Genomic DNA, 15,528 nt, shown 5'->3' on the forward strand with positions numbered 1-15,528 from the left:
GTAGCGGCGATACCTGGCACTGTCTTTGGCGCAGCCCGAGGAATTGTTGTTGGAGTGGACGGAACGGACGCTTCGTTGAGGGCCTTGGCCTTCGCTGCTCGAGAGGCCGTGGATCGCGGCGAGTCTCTTTCTGTGGTGCACGCCTGGTTAGGTCCTGTGGGGACGACTGACGATATTAGCCGGGATCGTTCTGCCTTCGCCCTTTTGAAGCATCGCCACGACGCTCTGGTAGACGAATCCCTCATCGACGCCAGCCGCGAGTATCCACAACTCGCGATTCGACGGCGGGTGATTCAAGGGCTTGCGGCCAAGGTGTTGCTGAAGGAGGCGCACGAGAGCCGAATGTTGGTCATTGGGAACAACGGCCGGCGCACCGTGGCCCGGTTTCTGCTGGGTTCGGTCAGCACTGCTGTGCTGCATGGTGCGGAGCGGCCAACGGTCGTCGTGAAGGTGGCCGACGACACTAGTGAGCTCGAAATGCTCTAGACGGGCTTAGTTCTTCCGGAGTCCCGCACCGTAGACGGCCGCTTGGGTGCGTCGTTCCATGCCCAGGGTGCGGAGGATCGCAGAGACGTAGTTCTTGACCGTTTTCTCGGCCAGGTTCAGGATTTCCCCGATCTGGCGGTTGCTGAGACCCTCCGCGATCAGTTCAAGGACCTCTCGTTCCCGCAACGTGAGAACGATCATCCGCTCGGTGGAGGGTGCGGTCGCTTTCGCGACGATGTCGCGGGAGACGTCCGGGTTCACGAGCGTCTTCCCGGTGGCGACTAGGCGGATGGAATCGACCAGTTTCTGGCCGCGGATGTCTTTGATGACATAGCCGGCAGCTCCCGCGAGGACGGCGGAGAGGCTCGCTTCGTCATCGTCGTAGGCAGTGAACATGAGGCACACGACCGACGGGTACGACGAGCGGATCTCGCGGCACAAGTCGATGCCGCTTCCGTCGGGCAGGCCCACGTCCAGGACGGCGACGTCGGGCATGGTCGCGGCGATCCGCGCCAGAGCCTGAGCGATTGTGCCGGCTTCGCCGACGACGTCGAAGTCGTCCTCGGCGTCGATCAGGTCCGCGACGCCGCGGCGGACGACTTCGTGGTCGTCGACGAGGAATATCCGTGTCACGAGGGGGCCTCGTGGGTGGGGATGTCGGTGAGAAGAGCGGTCCAGGTCATGCGTGTTCCTCCATCAGGGCGGGCCACCGTGTCGCTGGTGCCCTGCCATTGTTCGGCTCGGGAACGGAGGTTCAAGAGTCCGCTTCGGCGATCCCCGGGATGGAAACCGTCTCCGTCATCCATAATTTCGACCTCGATCTGGCCCTCAGCGACGGCGACCTTCACACTGATCTGGCTTGCGTGGGCGTGCCGGGCCACATTGCTCAGACCTTCTCGGACGACGGCGACGACGTCGTCCGCCATCTCGTCGATCACGAGGAGATCGACCGTTCCGAGGAACGTTAGTCGGGGCGTGGTGGCGAACATGGCACCGATCTCGGTGAGGAGGTCGATGATGCGATGTCGGACGGAGGAGCGGAGCCCGCGTCGAGGGGGCGTGAGAGCGAAGATCGCCGTTCGGATCTCCGCGATCGCCGTGTCGAGGGTGTCGATCTCTTGCTCGATGTCTGAGCGGGCTGCCTCGTTCGGGGCTTTGTGTGCCTTTGCCTGGAGCGCGAGGCCGGCGGCGAAAAGTCGCTGGATGACATGGTCGTGGAGGTCTCTGGCGATGCGGCTTCGATCCTCGAGCCGTTCGAGCCGGTGACGGTCAAGGCGCACGTTCGCCACATCGATGGCGAGAGTTGCTTGGCGGGCGAACCCCGTGATCATGTCCATGTCCGAGTCGTTGAACCGTGCCCGGCCGAGCGCCCGGGATACGGACAGGACTCCGACGGGTCCGGCGCCACTGAGGAGAGGAATGAGCATGGAGGGCCCGAGGAGCAGAGGGACATCGTGAGTTCTGGGGACCGTCAAAGAGGTGACCAAGAGCGGCTCGGCGGCGGTCATGACGGCCTCCGATCGCGTGTCTTCGGCCGGGACTACCAGGCCTTCGACGTCTTCGGCCAGTGCTCCACGAGCGGTGTCGATAATCACCATTCCCGAAGCAATGGGCACGACGATGCACACCAGGTCGGCCTCTGCGATTTCGGCGACGCTGTCGGACAGAAGACGCAGCGGAGCTTCTGTGTCACTGGAGAGCAATGCCGTCGCGACGTCCGCGGAAAGGGTGGCCCATCGTTGACGCTTCTGGGTTTCATCGAACAGGCGTGCGTTCTCTATCGCGATCCCGGCTGTCGTTGCCAGGGAGGTGAGGAGCTCTTCGTCCTCTTGCGTGAACTCGCCCTCGATCTTCTCTGCAAAGTACAGGCTGCCGAACAGCTGCTCGCGCACGCGGATGGGAACGCCGAGAAAGCCGTGCATTGGCGGGTGCGAAGCCGGGAACCCGCTTGAGCGTGGATCGTCCTGCAGATTCTGGAGCCTTATCGGGTGGGCTTCGTCGAGAACAGCACCCAGGAGACCGTGCCCCTCAGGAAGATGACCGATCCGGGCGACGACCTCGTCCGAGATTCCCACTTGGATGAACTCATCCAGGCCACCCTCGGGTGCCATGACACCGAGGGCTCCGTACCGTGCGCCCACGAGGTCGATCGCCGCCTCGATCGTCGCTTTGAGCATCGTCGAAAGGTCCAACTGTTCGACGATCGCCCTGTTGGCGCGCATCAAATTGCGCAACCGCCCTTGGGTTCCGGCAACGCGCTCGGCACTGGTGATGAGAGATGCCAGCGCCTGATCGAGTTCGGACTTCGCTCCATCGGGGAAGAGGAGGCTGTTCGGGGCGTTCATCGGCTCGTCCTCTCGCCGTCGTAGCGGAGGAGTCTACGGCCACTTCGTGACAGGTTCTCCGTGGCATTGAAAAAAGTCCGGCACCTGTTGTTCCAGACGGGACCAAAGCCCCTGAGGTGCGTCCCGAAGCCGAGGGAAGCTTGCCGCGACGTTCGGAAAGGACACATCGTGAACCAGAGAACAGTGGTCGCCTGGGATGGCACACCCGAATCGCAGGGAGCCCTTGACTGGGCTGTCCTCAGAGAAGCCCCGGGCGGCGGGACGGTCGTCATTGTCCGCATCGTCAACGACGCGCTCCTCGAGGCCGTCGAAAGCGACGCAGCTGAGGACTTAGCCGCCGTCGCTCAGCGGGAGCTCGCCGAACAGGCCGAAAACGTCGCCATCGACGCACCGGCAGTGCATGTCGGCACGGAAATTATGCGGGGAGACCCTATCGAGCAACTGTTGCAGTTCACGAACCCCGCGACCCTGCTCGTCTTGGGAACACACGATCCCGCGTCTTCTCAGCCCCGGTTCGCATGGTCGCTGGGTGCCCGGCTCATTACGGATTCCCGATCGCCCCTCGTCATCATTCCCGCCGGGCTGTCGCGGAACCTGGCGGGAAGAGGCGTCGTCGTCGGGGTCGACGGCTCACCGGAATCGGTGGCCGCTACCGCCTTCGCCGGGAGTGAGGCCGAGCGCATGAGATGCCAGCTGACCGTCGTCCACACATGGCGGGAGCCAGTGATCGACGACGCGTTCGGACGCAACCCGGCCGAACCGAGCGAAGCATGGCTAGAACCATCCCATCATCTGATTCTTGACGAGGCCGTCGCAGCCGTTCAAGCCGCGCAACCTTCGCTGGTCATTGTTCCCCTACTACAGCAGGGCCGCGCGTCCCACGTTCTCGAGGAACGCGGCCGCACTGCGGCGTTACTCGTGTTGGGTTCTCGCGGCTACGGGCCCGTCCGAGGTCCCCTGATGGGTTCCGTCAGCACCGCCATTCTCGGCAGCATGCCCTGCCCAGTCGTCGTGACCGGACCCAGCTATACCGCGGACCGTGTCCCCGTACTCACCTGACCACACGTGTTCGGCCCGGCTCGCGGGACTTACGACTCTGTCGACCGCGCCTGGAACCGGGCAGGCTCCTCGTGTGGTGCACGGAGCACCAGCAACCAGTGATCTTTGGGAGATTCCATGGCCACATACGACGTCCACAATAGGTCCGCGATCGTCACCGGAGCCGGATCGGGCATCGGCAAAGCGATCGCCCTCCTCCTAGCTGCCAATGGCGCGTCCGTCATCGTCGCTGACCGTGACGCAGCGGGAGCCGAGGCCGTGGCCGGAACGATCACTGCAGCCGGCGGGACGGCTCAACCTTTCGTCGGGGATGTCACCGACCCGAACTTCGCGGTCGCCTGCGTCGCTGAGGCAAACGCCCTCTCCCCCTTAAAAATTGCGGTCAACAACGCAGGAATCAGTGGCGAAGCGGCCTTGATCGGCGACTTGACGATCGACGGGTGGCGGAAAGTTCTCGACGTGAATCTCAACTCAGTGTTCTTCGGCCTGAAAGTGCAGCTGCCGGCAATCGCCGAGAACGGGGGAGGGTCGATCATTAACATGTCCTCAATTCTTGGCTCCGTCGGCTTTCCCACTGCCGCTGGCTATGTGACCGCAAAGCACGGGCTCCTGGGGTTGACCCACAACGCCGCCCTGGAATACGCGCTGAAAAAGGTTCGTGTCACTGCCGTGGGCCCCGGGTTCATCCGAACCCCGCTGGTCACAGCGAATATGGACGAATCAACCCTTCAAGCCCTTGCTGCGAAACACGCACTTGGCCGCCTCGGTGAGCCGGAAGAAGTCGCCTCATTGGTGTCGTTCCTCGCGTCCGACGCCGCTTCGTTCATCACCGGCAGCTACCACCTTGTCGATGGTGGATATACGGCCCAATAGCCCGCATACGTTGAGAGCATGGGCGTAGCGGCCCAACCCCCGCCCGAGCTGGACGGCGCCCCCCCGGTCGTCTCGCGAAATCGGGGCGACGACTCGCGGTCCTGGTTGAGTTCCCGGCACTTCAAGACGATGCTCTGGTCTCGGCAACATCGGGGCCTAGACGAGCGACTTACTTTTATAGAACCCCAAGGCGTCTCACTGACCGAACATCACTTCGCGCCTGACGCGAATCGACGACGGCACGGTGCCAGGGAACTACAGCTTCGCCGACGTCACTCGCACGGGTGTCTCGCAAAGGGTGCTGACGCGGTTGGGTAAGTCGTGGCGACGGCTTATCCCCGATGACGCCGACCCGAAGTCCCCCTCGATGGACCCAACCGTGGTGGGCCACGGTGCCGCCAGGACGCCAAAGTCCCGAAAGTCACACGTTCGCCTCCTGCGACAATTTGATGACGGACAGCTCATCTCCGGAATGTCCGAGTTGTGGGGAGCGATGGCGCCAAGCGACGTGGGCCACCGGCTCGACCGGTGGCCCCGACAACCTGGCTACAGGGTGATGCTGATGTCGTTATTGACGTGGGTGACGTGCGGCGACGCCCATGCAGCGGTCTCGGCCTGCTTCCGCTCGACGTAGGAACGAACCTGGCCGGTGAGGGTTGCCGTGTTTCCCGAGACAGCAACGTGGACCTGGTTGGCGTCGATCGTCGCGTTGCGGACGAGTGCCTTCCGAATGCGGTCCTCGGTGTTGGCGACGGAAGGCCGACTGCGGAGGATGATCTCGTTCACGACGAAGACGACACCCTTGACAGCCTCGACGGCTCGTCGAGCCTCCTCGCGTTGGTAGTTCCATTCGACTTGACCCTTCAGGGTCACCGTGTGCTTCTCCACGGTGGCAGTGACCGAGTCGGGAAGCGTGGCGACCCACCTAATGGCGGTCTGCACGTTTTTGGCGATATCGGTTTCGGTGACGGTCCACACGTACGACGACGGGTGGATGACGATGTCCTCGACCACGGTCGTTACGCCTGAGGTGCGGAAGGCCGCTTTGCCTGCGGCAATGCGCTCGGCGGCGTCGTCGACTTCGCCTGACAAGGTGACGACACCGTTCTCTACGGCAACGCCGATGCCTGCGTCGTCGACGTCGGGGGTCCAGGCGAGTTCCTCCTGAACAGCTTCTTGAATGTCGCGATCGGACTTGATGAGTGTACTGGTTGTCATGATGGTGCCCTTTCGTTGGCGCGGTTTCGCGCCCTTCAAGGATGTTCTGTGGGCCTCCGGCCGAGTAGGGGAGAAGGTCCCGACCGGCACAGAGAAAGCGACTGGCGAGGCGATCATTCCGGCTGAAGTTGGCCCAACGAGGGCAAGCGATCCGGGACCCACCCGAGCTTTGGTGCCAATCGTCGTTGCAACCGACTGTCGAAGAGTCTTAGGTGATGCCGCCAGTGTGAAGCAGCAGGCCGATGGCGAATGTGGCGGCCAGGGCGATCGCGCCGCCGAGGACGACGCGGACGGTGGCGCGAGCGCGGGACCCTCCGCCGATGCGAGCCCCCAGGTCGCCGGTGACGGCTAATGCTAGGAGCACCGCGATAAACGTCACCGGGACACGAATAGGCGCCGGGGGAAGGAGGATCGCTACGAGAGGGAGGATCGCACCGATCGTGAACGATGCTGCGGATGCCGCTGCGGCCTGCCAGGGGTTGACCACGTCGCCTTGACGAATGCCGAGCTCGAGAGAAAGGTGGGCCTGCAACGCATTCTTCGAGGTCAACTCCGCAGCGACGAGGCTGGCCGTTTTCCTGGTGAGACCTTGAGCTTCGTAGAGTGTCGTGAGTTCCTCGAGCTCCGCAGTGGGGTCGTCGATCAGCTCTTGGCGTTCTTTGTCGATCAACGCCTTCTGGCTGTCGGCCTGGCTGCTGACCGACACGTACTCTCCGAGCGCCATCGAGATGGCGCCTCCGACGAGCCCGGCAATCCCTGCCGTGGCGATCGCACTCGTCGCAGTGGAAGCGCCTGCGACACCGACGACGATAGCTGCCACAGACACGATGCCGTCGTTAGCTCCGAGCACACCAGCTCGAAGCCAATTCAGACGGCCGGCGAAGTTGCCGACGTGAGGTTCGGCCGGGTGTGTTGCGGAAACTCCGTGGGAGAACGCCATGCTGGATAACTCACCGGCCGGCGAAGCCCGCGCCGGCGAGCATGCGCCGCAGATCCACCAGGTTCTCGACGTCCAGGTCTTTGCGGGTCCCAGGATCGAATGACTCCGTCTCGTCACCGAGGGTCAGAGTGATCTCGCCATTCCGGCCGATCGAGACGGTTCCCGCCTCGTCAAGCAGTGAAAGTGCATCCTGCCAGGTGACGTTATTGCTCGACGGGTGCTGGAGGATGTGCTGGAGCGTCGAACGGTGATGGCTCGTCAGATGCGATTGTGGCTCCATGGGTTTCGGGGTCGTTACTTCCGCGGTGTTGTTCGGATCGTGCTCGGGGATAGGGCGCTGTCCGTCCGGAAGCCAGCGCGTCGTAGCTGCCACCGCTGCGTTCTCGGAAGGGAACCGGCAGGGGCGAAGATGATGTCGCTGCCCGTGAGGATCGCGGCCCGGACGAGGACATCGGCTGCTGGGAACGACATCGGCAGTGGAACGAGCCCCGGTTCGGCTGAGTCGGAGATCCAGGGTCGGTTGTCTAGTGCGTAGAGGGTGAGGTCGGACAGTGCGTGCTCACCGACGAACAGTGTCGAGACTGATGCCTCCTGCAGTTCCGCGACAACGGCATCGACGCCGATTCGCCTCTGGATCTCGGTTTCGGCGAGAAGGCCGTTCACAGCGGTGGACCGGCGGGCGCCGAGCACTCGCGCGGTCTCGGTGTCGATGAGCTTCGTCACGGCATCCTGTGAGGATCCCGGCGCGAGTGTGTCGAGCGCCAGCGCGGTGAGCATCTGCCTGCTCTTCTCTGACAGGGCGAAGCGCACCAGTTCCACCACGTGCGGGTCGCCAGTGACGATGACGAAGTCGACATGCCGGGCCGTGCCGAGCGCGTCGAGAGCGGCGGCGAAGAGTGCGGCGTTACGCTTCCAGGTCTCTTCGGTGCGGTGAGCGTGACGCGGGTGAGACAGACCCCCCGGCGGCTTCGTGGACGAAGTCCTCATCTCCGTCCAGGCGCTGGTCGACCGACGCGGTCGAGTCGAGGTCGGAGTGCGAACGAAGCCGGGCGTGGTCGGCTGCCGCTTCGAGAATGATGTAGCTCACGGCACGGTCTGCTGCCCGCGCCATCGACAGGAGATCAACGGTCTTGTCGTCCGCAGCGGCATCCCCGCGCAATTGTTGGGCGATTTGCTCGAAGCGGTACGAGGTCATGGCTGTTGTCCTTCGTCGCACCGGACGTGCTGCTAGGCGGCAGCAGATGCACTTGCCAGCGTCCGCCGTAACCGGCCCGCAGACAAGGGACCAAGGTCCTGCCGGAAGCGGCTCATCGGGAGGAGTCGACCTGGTTCGTTCGTTCGTTCACCGGGGTCGTGCGGCATGCGACGCGAACGCCGAAACGAACGTGGCAGCAACGACGGCTAAGACGCTGACCCATCCAGAGACGACCAGGGACTGGCTGACGCCCATGATGACCAAGACGAGCGCGAGGGCAGGAGCCTTGACCGCAGGGATGACCCCGGTCACGTGCGCGGCTCGCCACGAAGCGCCATTGATGAGCAGAGGTTGCATTCGGATTCCCACAAGCCGGTTTCTCGGCAACCCTCGCCCAGGCGACGGCGCGATCGACCATTGTCAGGGCGAGAGTTATGCCAGCGAACCTCCAGGAGAGCAGGTCGTCAACAGTCAATAGTTCGTGTTCTCGTCAACCTCATTTCCGAAAGGGCCGAGACCTCGCAACCGCATCGCGGGTGGCCAAATGAAGCGGGCGATGGCGATGCTCAGCCACCCGATAGAGAAGCCGGCGAAGACGAGCACCAACGGGGCCCGGCCTGGGCTTGGACGTCGAGGGCGACGCTAAGCCTGAATCCACCGATGTTTCTGGGGTGGGTGGGGTCGCGGGGTGGGTGAGCGTCGGGGTGCGGGTGGTCGCGGCAGGGCCGTGGGCCCTGCTGCCCTGATCGTTCCACTGCTGGTTCCTGGTCGCGCCGTGATGGCTGGTCGGACGGGTTGATCAGCGTCGGGGTGGCCCTGTCGTGTGAGCGAACAGCGCGGTCCAGGCGGCCTCCCAGGGCCAGGCGTGGGGCAGGTGCAGGCGGATGCGGCGTCCGGAGGACGCGACCCTGCCCGGGACGGTGATCAGTTTCCGGCGGATCGTCGCGGTGGTCGCTTTCGCCAGAGCAGCACCAGCAATGGTTGCGGCGGCTCTGGTGAGGTTGAAAGCGATGACGGCGAGGACCAGCCAGGCGGCGTTCGCGGTGAAGATCCCCGACGGCAGGTGCGCCAGCGCGGAATGCTTCAAATCCGCGTTGACCTGCTCGATGATCGCGTGCCGACGGTGCACCTGGTCCGCGGTCACCGTGTCCAACGTGCTGGTGGTGAAGAACGCGTGGAACCGGTGCGTGTCAAAAAGCGTCGGATGCTGAAGGTTGTTCTTGTTCAGCTCCGGGATGCGCCGCACCACGAGCCGACCTGGGGTGTGGTCTTTCTTCGTCCGGGAGGTGAATGCGGTGAAGGGGACCTCGGCGACCTCGGCGTGGGAGATCAACGCGCCGGTGTCCTCATCGATGATCGCGTTGGGGTATTCGATCGGGGTCCACGCGTTCTCCGGGATGGTGGCGATCGCACGTTTCACGGCCGGATCTTGCCGGGCCGTGACCGACACCGCCGCTCCCGCTTTCCGGGCCGCGTTGATGGTCGCGAACCCGTAGTACGCGGAGTCCGCCCGCAACAACACCGGCGCCGACGAGGCCCCGGGGAGGCGGGTGACGGTCTTCAGCGCGTCGGCGACGATCCGGGCAGCACCGCGTGGTGACCCGGACGCCCCCTTCCGCAACCGTTGGCCGATGATCACCGGGGCGCTGGTGTCGGTGGACACGGTCGCCAGGAGTGCGTTGAGGCCGCGGACCCCGGAGTATCCGAACCCGGCGCCCTGCTTCTGATGCCCGTGCACCTCGATGATCGTGTCGTCCACATCCACGAAGACCATGCCTGCGCCGGAGGGTTTCGGGACAAGGGGTGTTTCCCGGGCGAGGCCCACGAGGAGCCGGGAGGCGACGGCGTCGAGTTGGCGGACATGCCCGAACGTGAACTCCCGCAGGAACGACCCCAACGTCGACGGCGCATAACAGGCGGTGAAGAGCTTGCCCGTGCCGCCGTGACGCAGCAGCGCCATGTCATCGATCGAGTCTGCACCGGCAACCATCCCCGCCACCAGGGAGGAGACTTTCAACCCGGCGTTGGCACCCTTGTCCGACGGAACCGTCAACCACTGATCGGCCAGGCTGCGAAGACCGGCGGTCTCGGCCAGCCGCATCACCGGGAGCAGCCCCGCGGTCGACACGAGATTCGGGTCATCAAATGACGCAGCAGCAGCCCTGGCGGCGTGAGAAACTTGCACCTACGAGATGCCTCTCTTATCAGGCGAAATGGAACCTTCGACAAGTCCTATTTTCCCTGATCAGGAAGGCATTCTCCGTTTAACGCGCCGACCCCCACTAAACGTCCATCGGTGGATTCAGGCTAAAGGCGGCGGCCCAGGCAAGCGCGAGTTTCGCGCAACAGGTCCTGGAAACTCATCGTTTGAGCACCTGTTCTATGCCCTCCCCCCGTCCTTTGAGCGGGCGCTTGCGGTGACAGCGAAGATCGCCCCGGAGATTGCTCCGGGGCGATCGTGGCTTATAGCCAGGTCGCTGATGTCTCAGAAGGCGGCGTTGATATCGACGACGTCGATGACTTTCTTGTTGATGAACTCCTGGATGCCGAGGTTAGTCAGCTCGTGACCGTATCCGGAGTGTTTGACTCCGCCGAAGGGGATGTCGGCCTTGACCATGGTCGGGTGATTCACGTAGACCATTCCCGTCTCGATGCGGCGGGCGACTTTCTCGCCGTTGACGGTGTCTTTCGTAAAGACGGAACCTCCGAGGCCGAACGGGGAGTCGTTGGCGATGGCGATGGCGTCGGCTTCGTCCTTGGCGCGGATGATGATCGACACGGGTCCGAAGAACTCTTCGTAGTAGGACGGGTTCGAGCTGTCCATCCCGGTGAGGATCGTCGGCTGGAAGAACGCGCCCTTCGCCGGTGCTTTCGCACCGAGCTTCTCCGACATGGCCCCGCTCGCGACGGCCTTCTCCACTTGGATCACGAGCTTGTCGGCGGCTCCCTGAGACGACAGGGGCGCCAGCGTCGTAGCGGCATCCATCGGGTCACCCATTAACAGGGCGGCGACGCCGGTGCGGTACTTCGCGATGAACTCGTCGAAGACGTCGTCGACGACGATCAGGCGCTTCGCCGAGACGCACACCTGACCGGCATTCCAGTGGCGACCGAACACGGCCCACTCGACGGTCTTGTCGATGTCGGCGTCCTTCAGCACGACGAACGCGTCGGAGCCGCCGAGTTCAAGGGTGCTTTTCTTCACGGCCTTGGCGGCGTACGCAGCGATGATGGAGCCAGCCTCCTCGCTGCCCGTGAGGGCGACCCCGCGAACGCGCGGGTCGTCGATCACGTGCTCGGTGAGGTCGTGGGGGAGGTAAAGGTTCTTGAACGCTCCCGCGGGGAGGCCGGCTCGTTCGAAGAGGTCGTCGAACATGGCCGCGGCCTGAGGGACATTGCTCGCGTGCTTAAGCAGGATCGTGTTTCCCGCGAGCAGCTGCGGACCGGCGACGCGCACCACCTGGTAGTACGGGAAGTTCCACGGTTCGACCGACAGGATCACACCGAGCGGCTCGCTGACGATCTCGACCTCACCCTCGGACGTCATGGCGACGGGCACCTTGATGGTCTCGAGCAACGTCTCACCGCGGTCGGCGTAGTACTGCAGGATGTCTGCCGACAGGTCGACCTCCGCCTCGGCCTCGCCGATCACCTTTCCCATCTCGAGCGTCAGCAGCTCGGCGTAGCGGCGCTTCTCCGCGCGGAGCAGCGCTGCTGCTTTCGCCAAGACGGCTGTGCGCTCCGAGAACGGCGTGTCCCTCCAGGAGAGGAACGCATCGTGAGCGGCACCGATGGCCGCGTCGACTTCTTCGATGGTCGCGTCGTCGAACGACGCCACGATCTCGTTCGTGTAAGGGTTGATCGTCTGATACGTCATCTGTCGAAACCTTCTTCTGCAGCAGTGCTGCCTCGACTTCTAAGGTGACAGCGCCCCGGTGCGTCCGGTAGGGACCTTCGACCCCCGTCGCGCCCACGAGAGGACTTCCCGGGGTGACCGGAACGGGACCTTGGCCCCTTACCCGATATGTTCCCGTGATCTACCGTGGCCTTCATTTCGCGAAGAATGACGAGGACCGCATGGACCACCACTCAGACCAAAAACCGCGCTTCACCGTCCGGGCTGCGGCGAACCCTGGATGGTTGTCGACGATAATCACCGTCGGTTTCGTCGCCCTCGTCCTGGCGTTCATCGTTCCGGTCGGCTTCATCGTTTTACTCCCCACGATGGTCGTCGTGGCTCACCTCCTTTACCGACGGCGAGCGTGGCGGCGTGAGCTGCACGAGCTCATGAGCCCGCGGAGCATTTCGAAAGGGACAAGGACCTAGGCCGTGTTGAGTAAGTCGGTGTTGATCCAGATAAGGGTCGCGGCGAGGGTGACGCCTGCTTGGTAGTTGCGGGCGGTTTTGTCGGATCGCATCGCGATGCCGCGCCAGTTCTTCAGCCGGTTGAAGCTGCGCTCGACGACGTTGCGGCGTTTATAAATCTCCGCATCGAACGCGGGCGGGCGACCACCCGCGGAACCTCGTTTTCGGCGGTTGCGTTCTTGGTCAGCCTTGATCGGGATCGTCGCTTTGATGCCACGGCCGGCGAGATAGATGCGGTTCGCCCGTGACGGGTAGCCCTTGTCCGCCAGGACCCGCTCGGGCCGTGTTCTGGGCCGGCCAAGACCTCCGGTCGGCACCCGGATCCGGTCGATCGTGTCGGCCAGCATCGTGGTGTCATTGACGTTCCCCGGCGTCAGGATCATGCTCAACGGTCGCCCTCGACCATCCGCGACCAGATGAATCTTGCAGGTCAGACCGCCCCTGGACTTTCCGATCGCGTGATCAGAGGGCTCCGGGCCCAGAATCGTGTAATTCGATCGTGCCCCCTGTGGTGCGGGCGAGGGTCGCACCGTGCTGATGCACCCGCGTGATCGTCGAATCGATCGATACCACCCAGTCGAGCTTTCCGAGCTGGTCGCTGCGCGCTTGCACCGCCGTCAGAATCTCCTGCCAGGTACCATCCTTCGCCCACCGGTCGAACCGTTTGAACACCGTGTTCCACGGCCCGAACCGCTCCGGGAGATCCCTCCAAGGCGACCCCGTCCGGAACCGCCACACGATGCCCTCCACGACCATCCGGTGCGGCAACCACGGACGCGACCTTCCCTGGACGACTGGCAACAACGGCTCGATCACTGCCCACGCGTCGTCCGAAATCACATCACGCTCATGCATCCATCAATCGTGACCCGACACACACCCAAAACACTTGATCAACACGCCCTAGGGCCCTGTGCCGATGTCTTCCAGGCGCACATTCTGTAACCGCGCGGAACCGCGTCGACGAAAGGGCACCATTATGACCACCAGCACCTTCACCAAATCCGACCACAGCATCCAGGAAGACGTCCAGGCCGAGCTCGCCTGGACACCGGACGTCGATGACGCCGGGATCGGTGTCGCCGTCAAGCACGGCGTCGTCACGCTCTCCGGCGAGGTCGACAACTTCGCCGAGCGCTTGGCGGCGAAGAAGGCGGCGTTCCGCACGAGCGGTGTGACGACCGTCGCCGACGACCTCAAGATCCATCCCTCCTCTTCCACGTGGAACGTCACCGAGACCGACATCGCCCAGCGTGTCGAGAACGCCATCAAGTGGATCAGCAAGCTCCCCGACTCCGGGCGGTTTCTAGCGGTCGTTGCGAATGAGGTGTGTTCGTTTCGTGTGTCCTAAGCGTCGCATGGCCTGGTGTGGGGTGAGGTCTCCGAGGACCTTCCGCGGCCTGTCGTTCAGTTCCTGGGCGACACTGTCGAGGTGCTCCTGGGACCATTGACTGAGATCGGTTCCTTTCGGAAAATATTGCCGGAGGAGCCCGTTGAGGTTCTCGTTGGAGCCGCGTTGCCAGGGCGAGTGCGCGTCCGCGAAGTAAATCTTGATCCCGGTAGCTTCCTCGATCCGGGGGTGGTGGAACAGTTCATTGCCCTGATCCCACGTCAGCGTGCGTCTCAGGCTTGCAGGCAAGTGTCGGAACGCACTGATCAGAGCATCCCCGACGGTCTGGGCGGAATGGTCATCCCCCACACGGACAAGTTTTGTCACGCGGGTGCGCCGGTCAATGAGCGTAATGATCGAGGATCGTTGCCACGCACCGATGATGAGGTCACCCTCCCAGCTAACGGCGTACCGGCGGGACTCAACATGCGCGGGCCGGTCGTGGATCGACTTCATCGTCGTGGATTGTTTCAGGGACCCCGTCCTCGAGCGTCCCCGGCCGTGCTGGTGCCGATACACACGTGCGGTCCGCAGATTCGCGGGGTTTGCCGGGACGATCAGGCTTCGATAGATGCCGTCGTAAATTGTCTCGTGGCAGACATGCCAGCCCGGCCGGCGAGGATACCGGCGCTTGAGCCAACGACTGATCTGCTCCGGCGACCACCGCTTCTGCAGCTTCTGAGCGATCACCTCCCGAAGTTTGAGATCAGCCTCAAATATTCGGCGGCGGGGTCGGCGGCGCCGCTGGTGCGCCTGGTTGTGGGCGAACCACGGCTGGTAGCGGCCGTCCTCTTTCCGGTTCCTCGAGATCTCCCGATACACGCTCTGGAAGCTCTTGCCGATCCGTGCCGCGATGCTTTTCACCGCTTCACCAGCAGCAAGCCCCTCAGCAATCTCGATCCGGTCATCCTGGCTGAAGTATCGACGATTGACGGGGGCAATTTCGTGGACGTGCACGCTGCCAGCGTCGATGAACCACAACGACCCGCAACTCAGCGACACACCCACCTCCGTCGACGCGGCATAGCCGGACAGGCCTTGCCTGATCAGCTCGAAGTACCGCCGCTTCACGGCGAGACTGGCGCGGTTCGCTCCACCACGGGGCATGTGAATCTCCTTCTCGAAGATTCGCAACGACCGGTAGAAACCGCCCCGTGCGTGCGACCGTGGAAGGCCACACCGTCGTCCTGACCGGCGAGGTCGAATTCAACTACCAGCGCGAGACCGCTCGCCGTGCTGTCGAGGGCATCAAGGGCGTCGTGTTCGTCGTCAACGAGATCGTCCTCCGCAGCCGACCGTCGGCCGCCGACACTGAGGGGAACATTCGGAAGGCCCTCATCCGCAACGCAACGTTCGATGGCAACCGGGTCCATGTGACCGTCTCCGGCACCACCGCCACCCTGACCGGCCACGTCCGCTCCTACGCCGAGCGCATGCAGGCCGCGACCGCCGCCTGGTCGTCACGCCACGTGACCCACGTCGACAACAACATCGAAATCACTCTCTGAGGTACGACTCGCAAAGAGGCCGACAGGCGATCCTGGTGGCCTCTTCGCTTCTCCAAGGTCGAGGGTCGTCGATGTGGTCGGTTGGCCTGGCGAACTAGCCCTGGTCGCCCTGGTGAACCGTCCCGGTTTTCGTGCCGCTTTCTTTCTGG

Annotated in this window: 17 protein-coding genes; 5 read left to right on the forward strand and 12 right to left on the reverse strand. The window is 63.7% G+C overall.

Features of this window, described 5'->3' with window-relative positions; translation table 11 throughout:
* The first annotated feature begins 54 nt into the window (after window positions 1-54).
* Window positions 55-486 (forward strand): universal stress protein, encoded by a 432-nt coding sequence (locus AX769_RS21500; RefSeq protein ID WP_066284374.1) that lies wholly within the window; start codon window positions 55-57, stop codon window positions 484-486.
* 6 nt (window positions 487-492) lie between these two features.
* Here AX769_RS21500 and AX769_RS21505 read toward each other — a convergent pair whose 3' ends face one another.
* A complete protein-coding gene (locus AX769_RS21505) occupies window positions 493-1,119 on the reverse strand; it encodes a response regulator transcription factor (RefSeq protein WP_066284376.1) in 627 nt (208 codons plus the stop codon).
* On the reverse strand, window positions 1,116-2,831 hold the full coding sequence (locus AX769_RS21510; protein WP_066284379.1) for a GAF domain-containing protein: 1,716 nt from the start codon (window positions 2,829-2,831) through the stop codon (window positions 1,116-1,118). The genes AX769_RS21505 and AX769_RS21510 overlap by 4 nt, the downstream gene beginning before the upstream one ends.
* A 168-nt stretch (window positions 2,832-2,999) precedes the next feature.
* On the opposite strand from AX769_RS21510, the gene AX769_RS21515 reads away from it, so the two are divergent.
* Complete coding sequence (locus AX769_RS21515; RefSeq protein WP_162269029.1) at window positions 3,000-3,890, forward strand: universal stress protein; 891 nt, start codon at window positions 3,000-3,002, stop codon at window positions 3,888-3,890.
* Between the two features lie 117 nt (window positions 3,891-4,007).
* On the forward strand, window positions 4,008-4,763 hold the full coding sequence (locus tag AX769_RS21520) for an SDR family NAD(P)-dependent oxidoreductase (protein WP_066284383.1): 756 nt from the start codon (window positions 4,008-4,010) through the stop codon (window positions 4,761-4,763).
* Between the two features lie 546 nt (window positions 4,764-5,309).
* Here AX769_RS21520 and AX769_RS21525 read toward each other — a convergent pair.
* From AX769_RS21525 to AX769_RS23380, 9 genes are all read right to left on the reverse strand, one after another.
* Window positions 5,310-5,981: a BON domain-containing protein gene (locus AX769_RS21525; RefSeq protein WP_066284386.1), complete on the reverse strand. Its 672-nt coding sequence runs from the start codon at window positions 5,979-5,981 to the stop codon at window positions 5,310-5,312.
* A gap of 208 nt (window positions 5,982-6,189) precedes the next feature.
* A complete protein-coding gene (locus AX769_RS21530; RefSeq protein ID WP_066284387.1) occupies window positions 6,190-6,921 on the reverse strand; it encodes a VIT family protein in 732 nt (243 codons plus the stop codon).
* Between the two features lie 10 nt (window positions 6,922-6,931).
* Window positions 6,932-7,201 (reverse strand): hypothetical protein, encoded by a 270-nt coding sequence (locus tag AX769_RS21535; RefSeq protein WP_066284388.1) that lies wholly within the window; start codon window positions 7,199-7,201, stop codon window positions 6,932-6,934.
* Window positions 7,202-7,215: 14 nt separating this feature from the next.
* Window positions 7,216-7,908, reverse strand: a complete 693-nt coding sequence (locus tag AX769_RS21540) for a hypothetical protein (protein WP_066284390.1) — start codon at window positions 7,906-7,908, stop codon at window positions 7,216-7,218.
* Window positions 7,826-8,116, reverse strand: coding sequence for a hypothetical protein (locus AX769_RS24540; RefSeq protein ID WP_162269030.1), 291 nt, complete (start codon window positions 8,114-8,116; stop codon window positions 7,826-7,828). Before AX769_RS24540 ends, AX769_RS21540 begins: the two co-directional genes overlap by 83 nt.
* Before the next feature lie 147 nt (window positions 8,117-8,263).
* On the reverse strand, window positions 8,264-8,473 hold the full coding sequence (locus AX769_RS21545; RefSeq protein WP_066284391.1) for a hypothetical protein: 210 nt from the start codon (window positions 8,471-8,473) through the stop codon (window positions 8,264-8,266).
* A gap of 442 nt (window positions 8,474-8,915) precedes the next feature.
* A complete protein-coding gene (locus AX769_RS21550; protein ID WP_082764140.1) occupies window positions 8,916-10,301 on the reverse strand; it encodes an IS1380 family transposase in 1,386 nt (461 codons plus the stop codon).
* A 300-nt stretch (window positions 10,302-10,601) separates the two neighbouring features.
* Entirely contained in the window at window positions 10,602-11,993 is a 1,392-nt protein-coding gene (locus AX769_RS21555; protein WP_066284393.1) for an NAD-dependent succinate-semialdehyde dehydrogenase, read from the reverse strand.
* Window positions 11,994-12,438: 445 nt separating this feature from the next.
* Window positions 12,439-13,336 (reverse strand): IS5 family transposase gene (locus AX769_RS23380; protein ID WP_157887386.1). Its coding sequence is split into 2 segments (ribosomal slippage): window positions 12,439-12,987 and window positions 12,989-13,336, totalling 897 coding nucleotides; the frame shifts between segments, so codons are not numbered across the junction.
* A 124-nt stretch (window positions 13,337-13,460) separates the two neighbouring features.
* Here AX769_RS23380 and AX769_RS21575 point away from each other — a divergent pair.
* Window positions 13,461-13,832, forward strand: a complete 372-nt coding sequence (locus AX769_RS21575) for a BON domain-containing protein (RefSeq protein ID WP_066284398.1) — start codon at window positions 13,461-13,463, stop codon at window positions 13,830-13,832.
* Here the strand turns inward: AX769_RS21575 and AX769_RS21580 are convergent.
* On the reverse strand, window positions 13,788-14,978 hold the full coding sequence (locus tag AX769_RS21580) for an IS30 family transposase (RefSeq protein ID WP_066284400.1): 1,191 nt from the start codon (window positions 14,976-14,978) through the stop codon (window positions 13,788-13,790). The two genes, AX769_RS21575 and AX769_RS21580, sit on opposite strands and share 45 nt — an antisense overlap.
* Window positions 14,979-15,025: 47 nt before the next feature.
* Between AX769_RS21580 and AX769_RS21585 the strand changes: the two genes are divergently transcribed.
* Entirely contained in the window at window positions 15,026-15,379 is a 354-nt protein-coding gene (locus AX769_RS21585; protein ID WP_066284401.1) for a BON domain-containing protein, read from the forward strand.
* Window positions 15,380-15,528: the final 149 nt, after the last annotated feature.

This window comes from Frondihabitans sp. PAMC 28766, assembly GCF_001577365.1.
Classification (GTDB): Bacteria; Actinomycetota; Actinomycetes; order Actinomycetales; family Microbacteriaceae; genus Frondihabitans.

What these genes read in the sequence shown, in the direction of transcription:
- AX769_RS21510 (WP_066284379.1), bottom strand. Translation starts at nt 2,831, where the DNA reads ATGAACGCCCCGAACAGCCTCCTCTTCCCCGATGGAGCGAAGTCCGAA.
- AX769_RS21520 (WP_066284383.1), top strand. Translation starts at nt 4,008, where the DNA reads ATGGCCACATACGACGTCCACAATAGGTCCGCGATCGTCACCGGAGCC.
- AX769_RS21525 (WP_066284386.1), bottom strand. Translation starts at nt 5,981, where the DNA reads ATGACAACCAGTACACTCATCAAGTCCGATCGCGACATTCAAGAAGCT.
- AX769_RS21530 (WP_066284387.1), bottom strand. Translation starts at nt 6,921, where the DNA reads ATGGCGTTCTCCCACGGAGTTTCCGCAACACACCCGGCCGAACCTCAC.
- AX769_RS21535 (WP_066284388.1), bottom strand. Translation starts at nt 7,201, where the DNA reads ATGGAGCCACAATCGCATCTGACGAGCCATCACCGTTCGACGCTCCAG.
- AX769_RS21540 (WP_066284390.1), bottom strand. Translation starts at nt 7,908, where the DNA reads ATGAGGACTTCGTCCACGAAGCCGCCGGGGGGTCTGTCTCACCCGCGT.
- AX769_RS24540 (WP_162269030.1), bottom strand. Translation starts at nt 8,116, where the DNA reads ATGACCTCGTACCGCTTCGAGCAAATCGCCCAACAATTGCGCGGGGAT.
- AX769_RS21545 (WP_066284391.1), bottom strand. Translation starts at nt 8,473, where the DNA reads ATGCAACCTCTGCTCATCAATGGCGCTTCGTGGCGAGCCGCGCACGTG.
- AX769_RS21555 (WP_066284393.1), bottom strand. Translation starts at nt 11,993, where the DNA reads ATGACGTATCAGACGATCAACCCTTACACGAACGAGATCGTGGCGTCG.
- AX769_RS21575 (WP_066284398.1), top strand. Translation starts at nt 13,461, where the DNA reads ATGACCACCAGCACCTTCACCAAATCCGACCACAGCATCCAGGAAGAC.
- AX769_RS21580 (WP_066284400.1), bottom strand. Translation starts at nt 14,978, where the DNA reads ATGCCCCGTGGTGGAGCGAACCGCGCCAGTCTCGCCGTGAAGCGGCGG.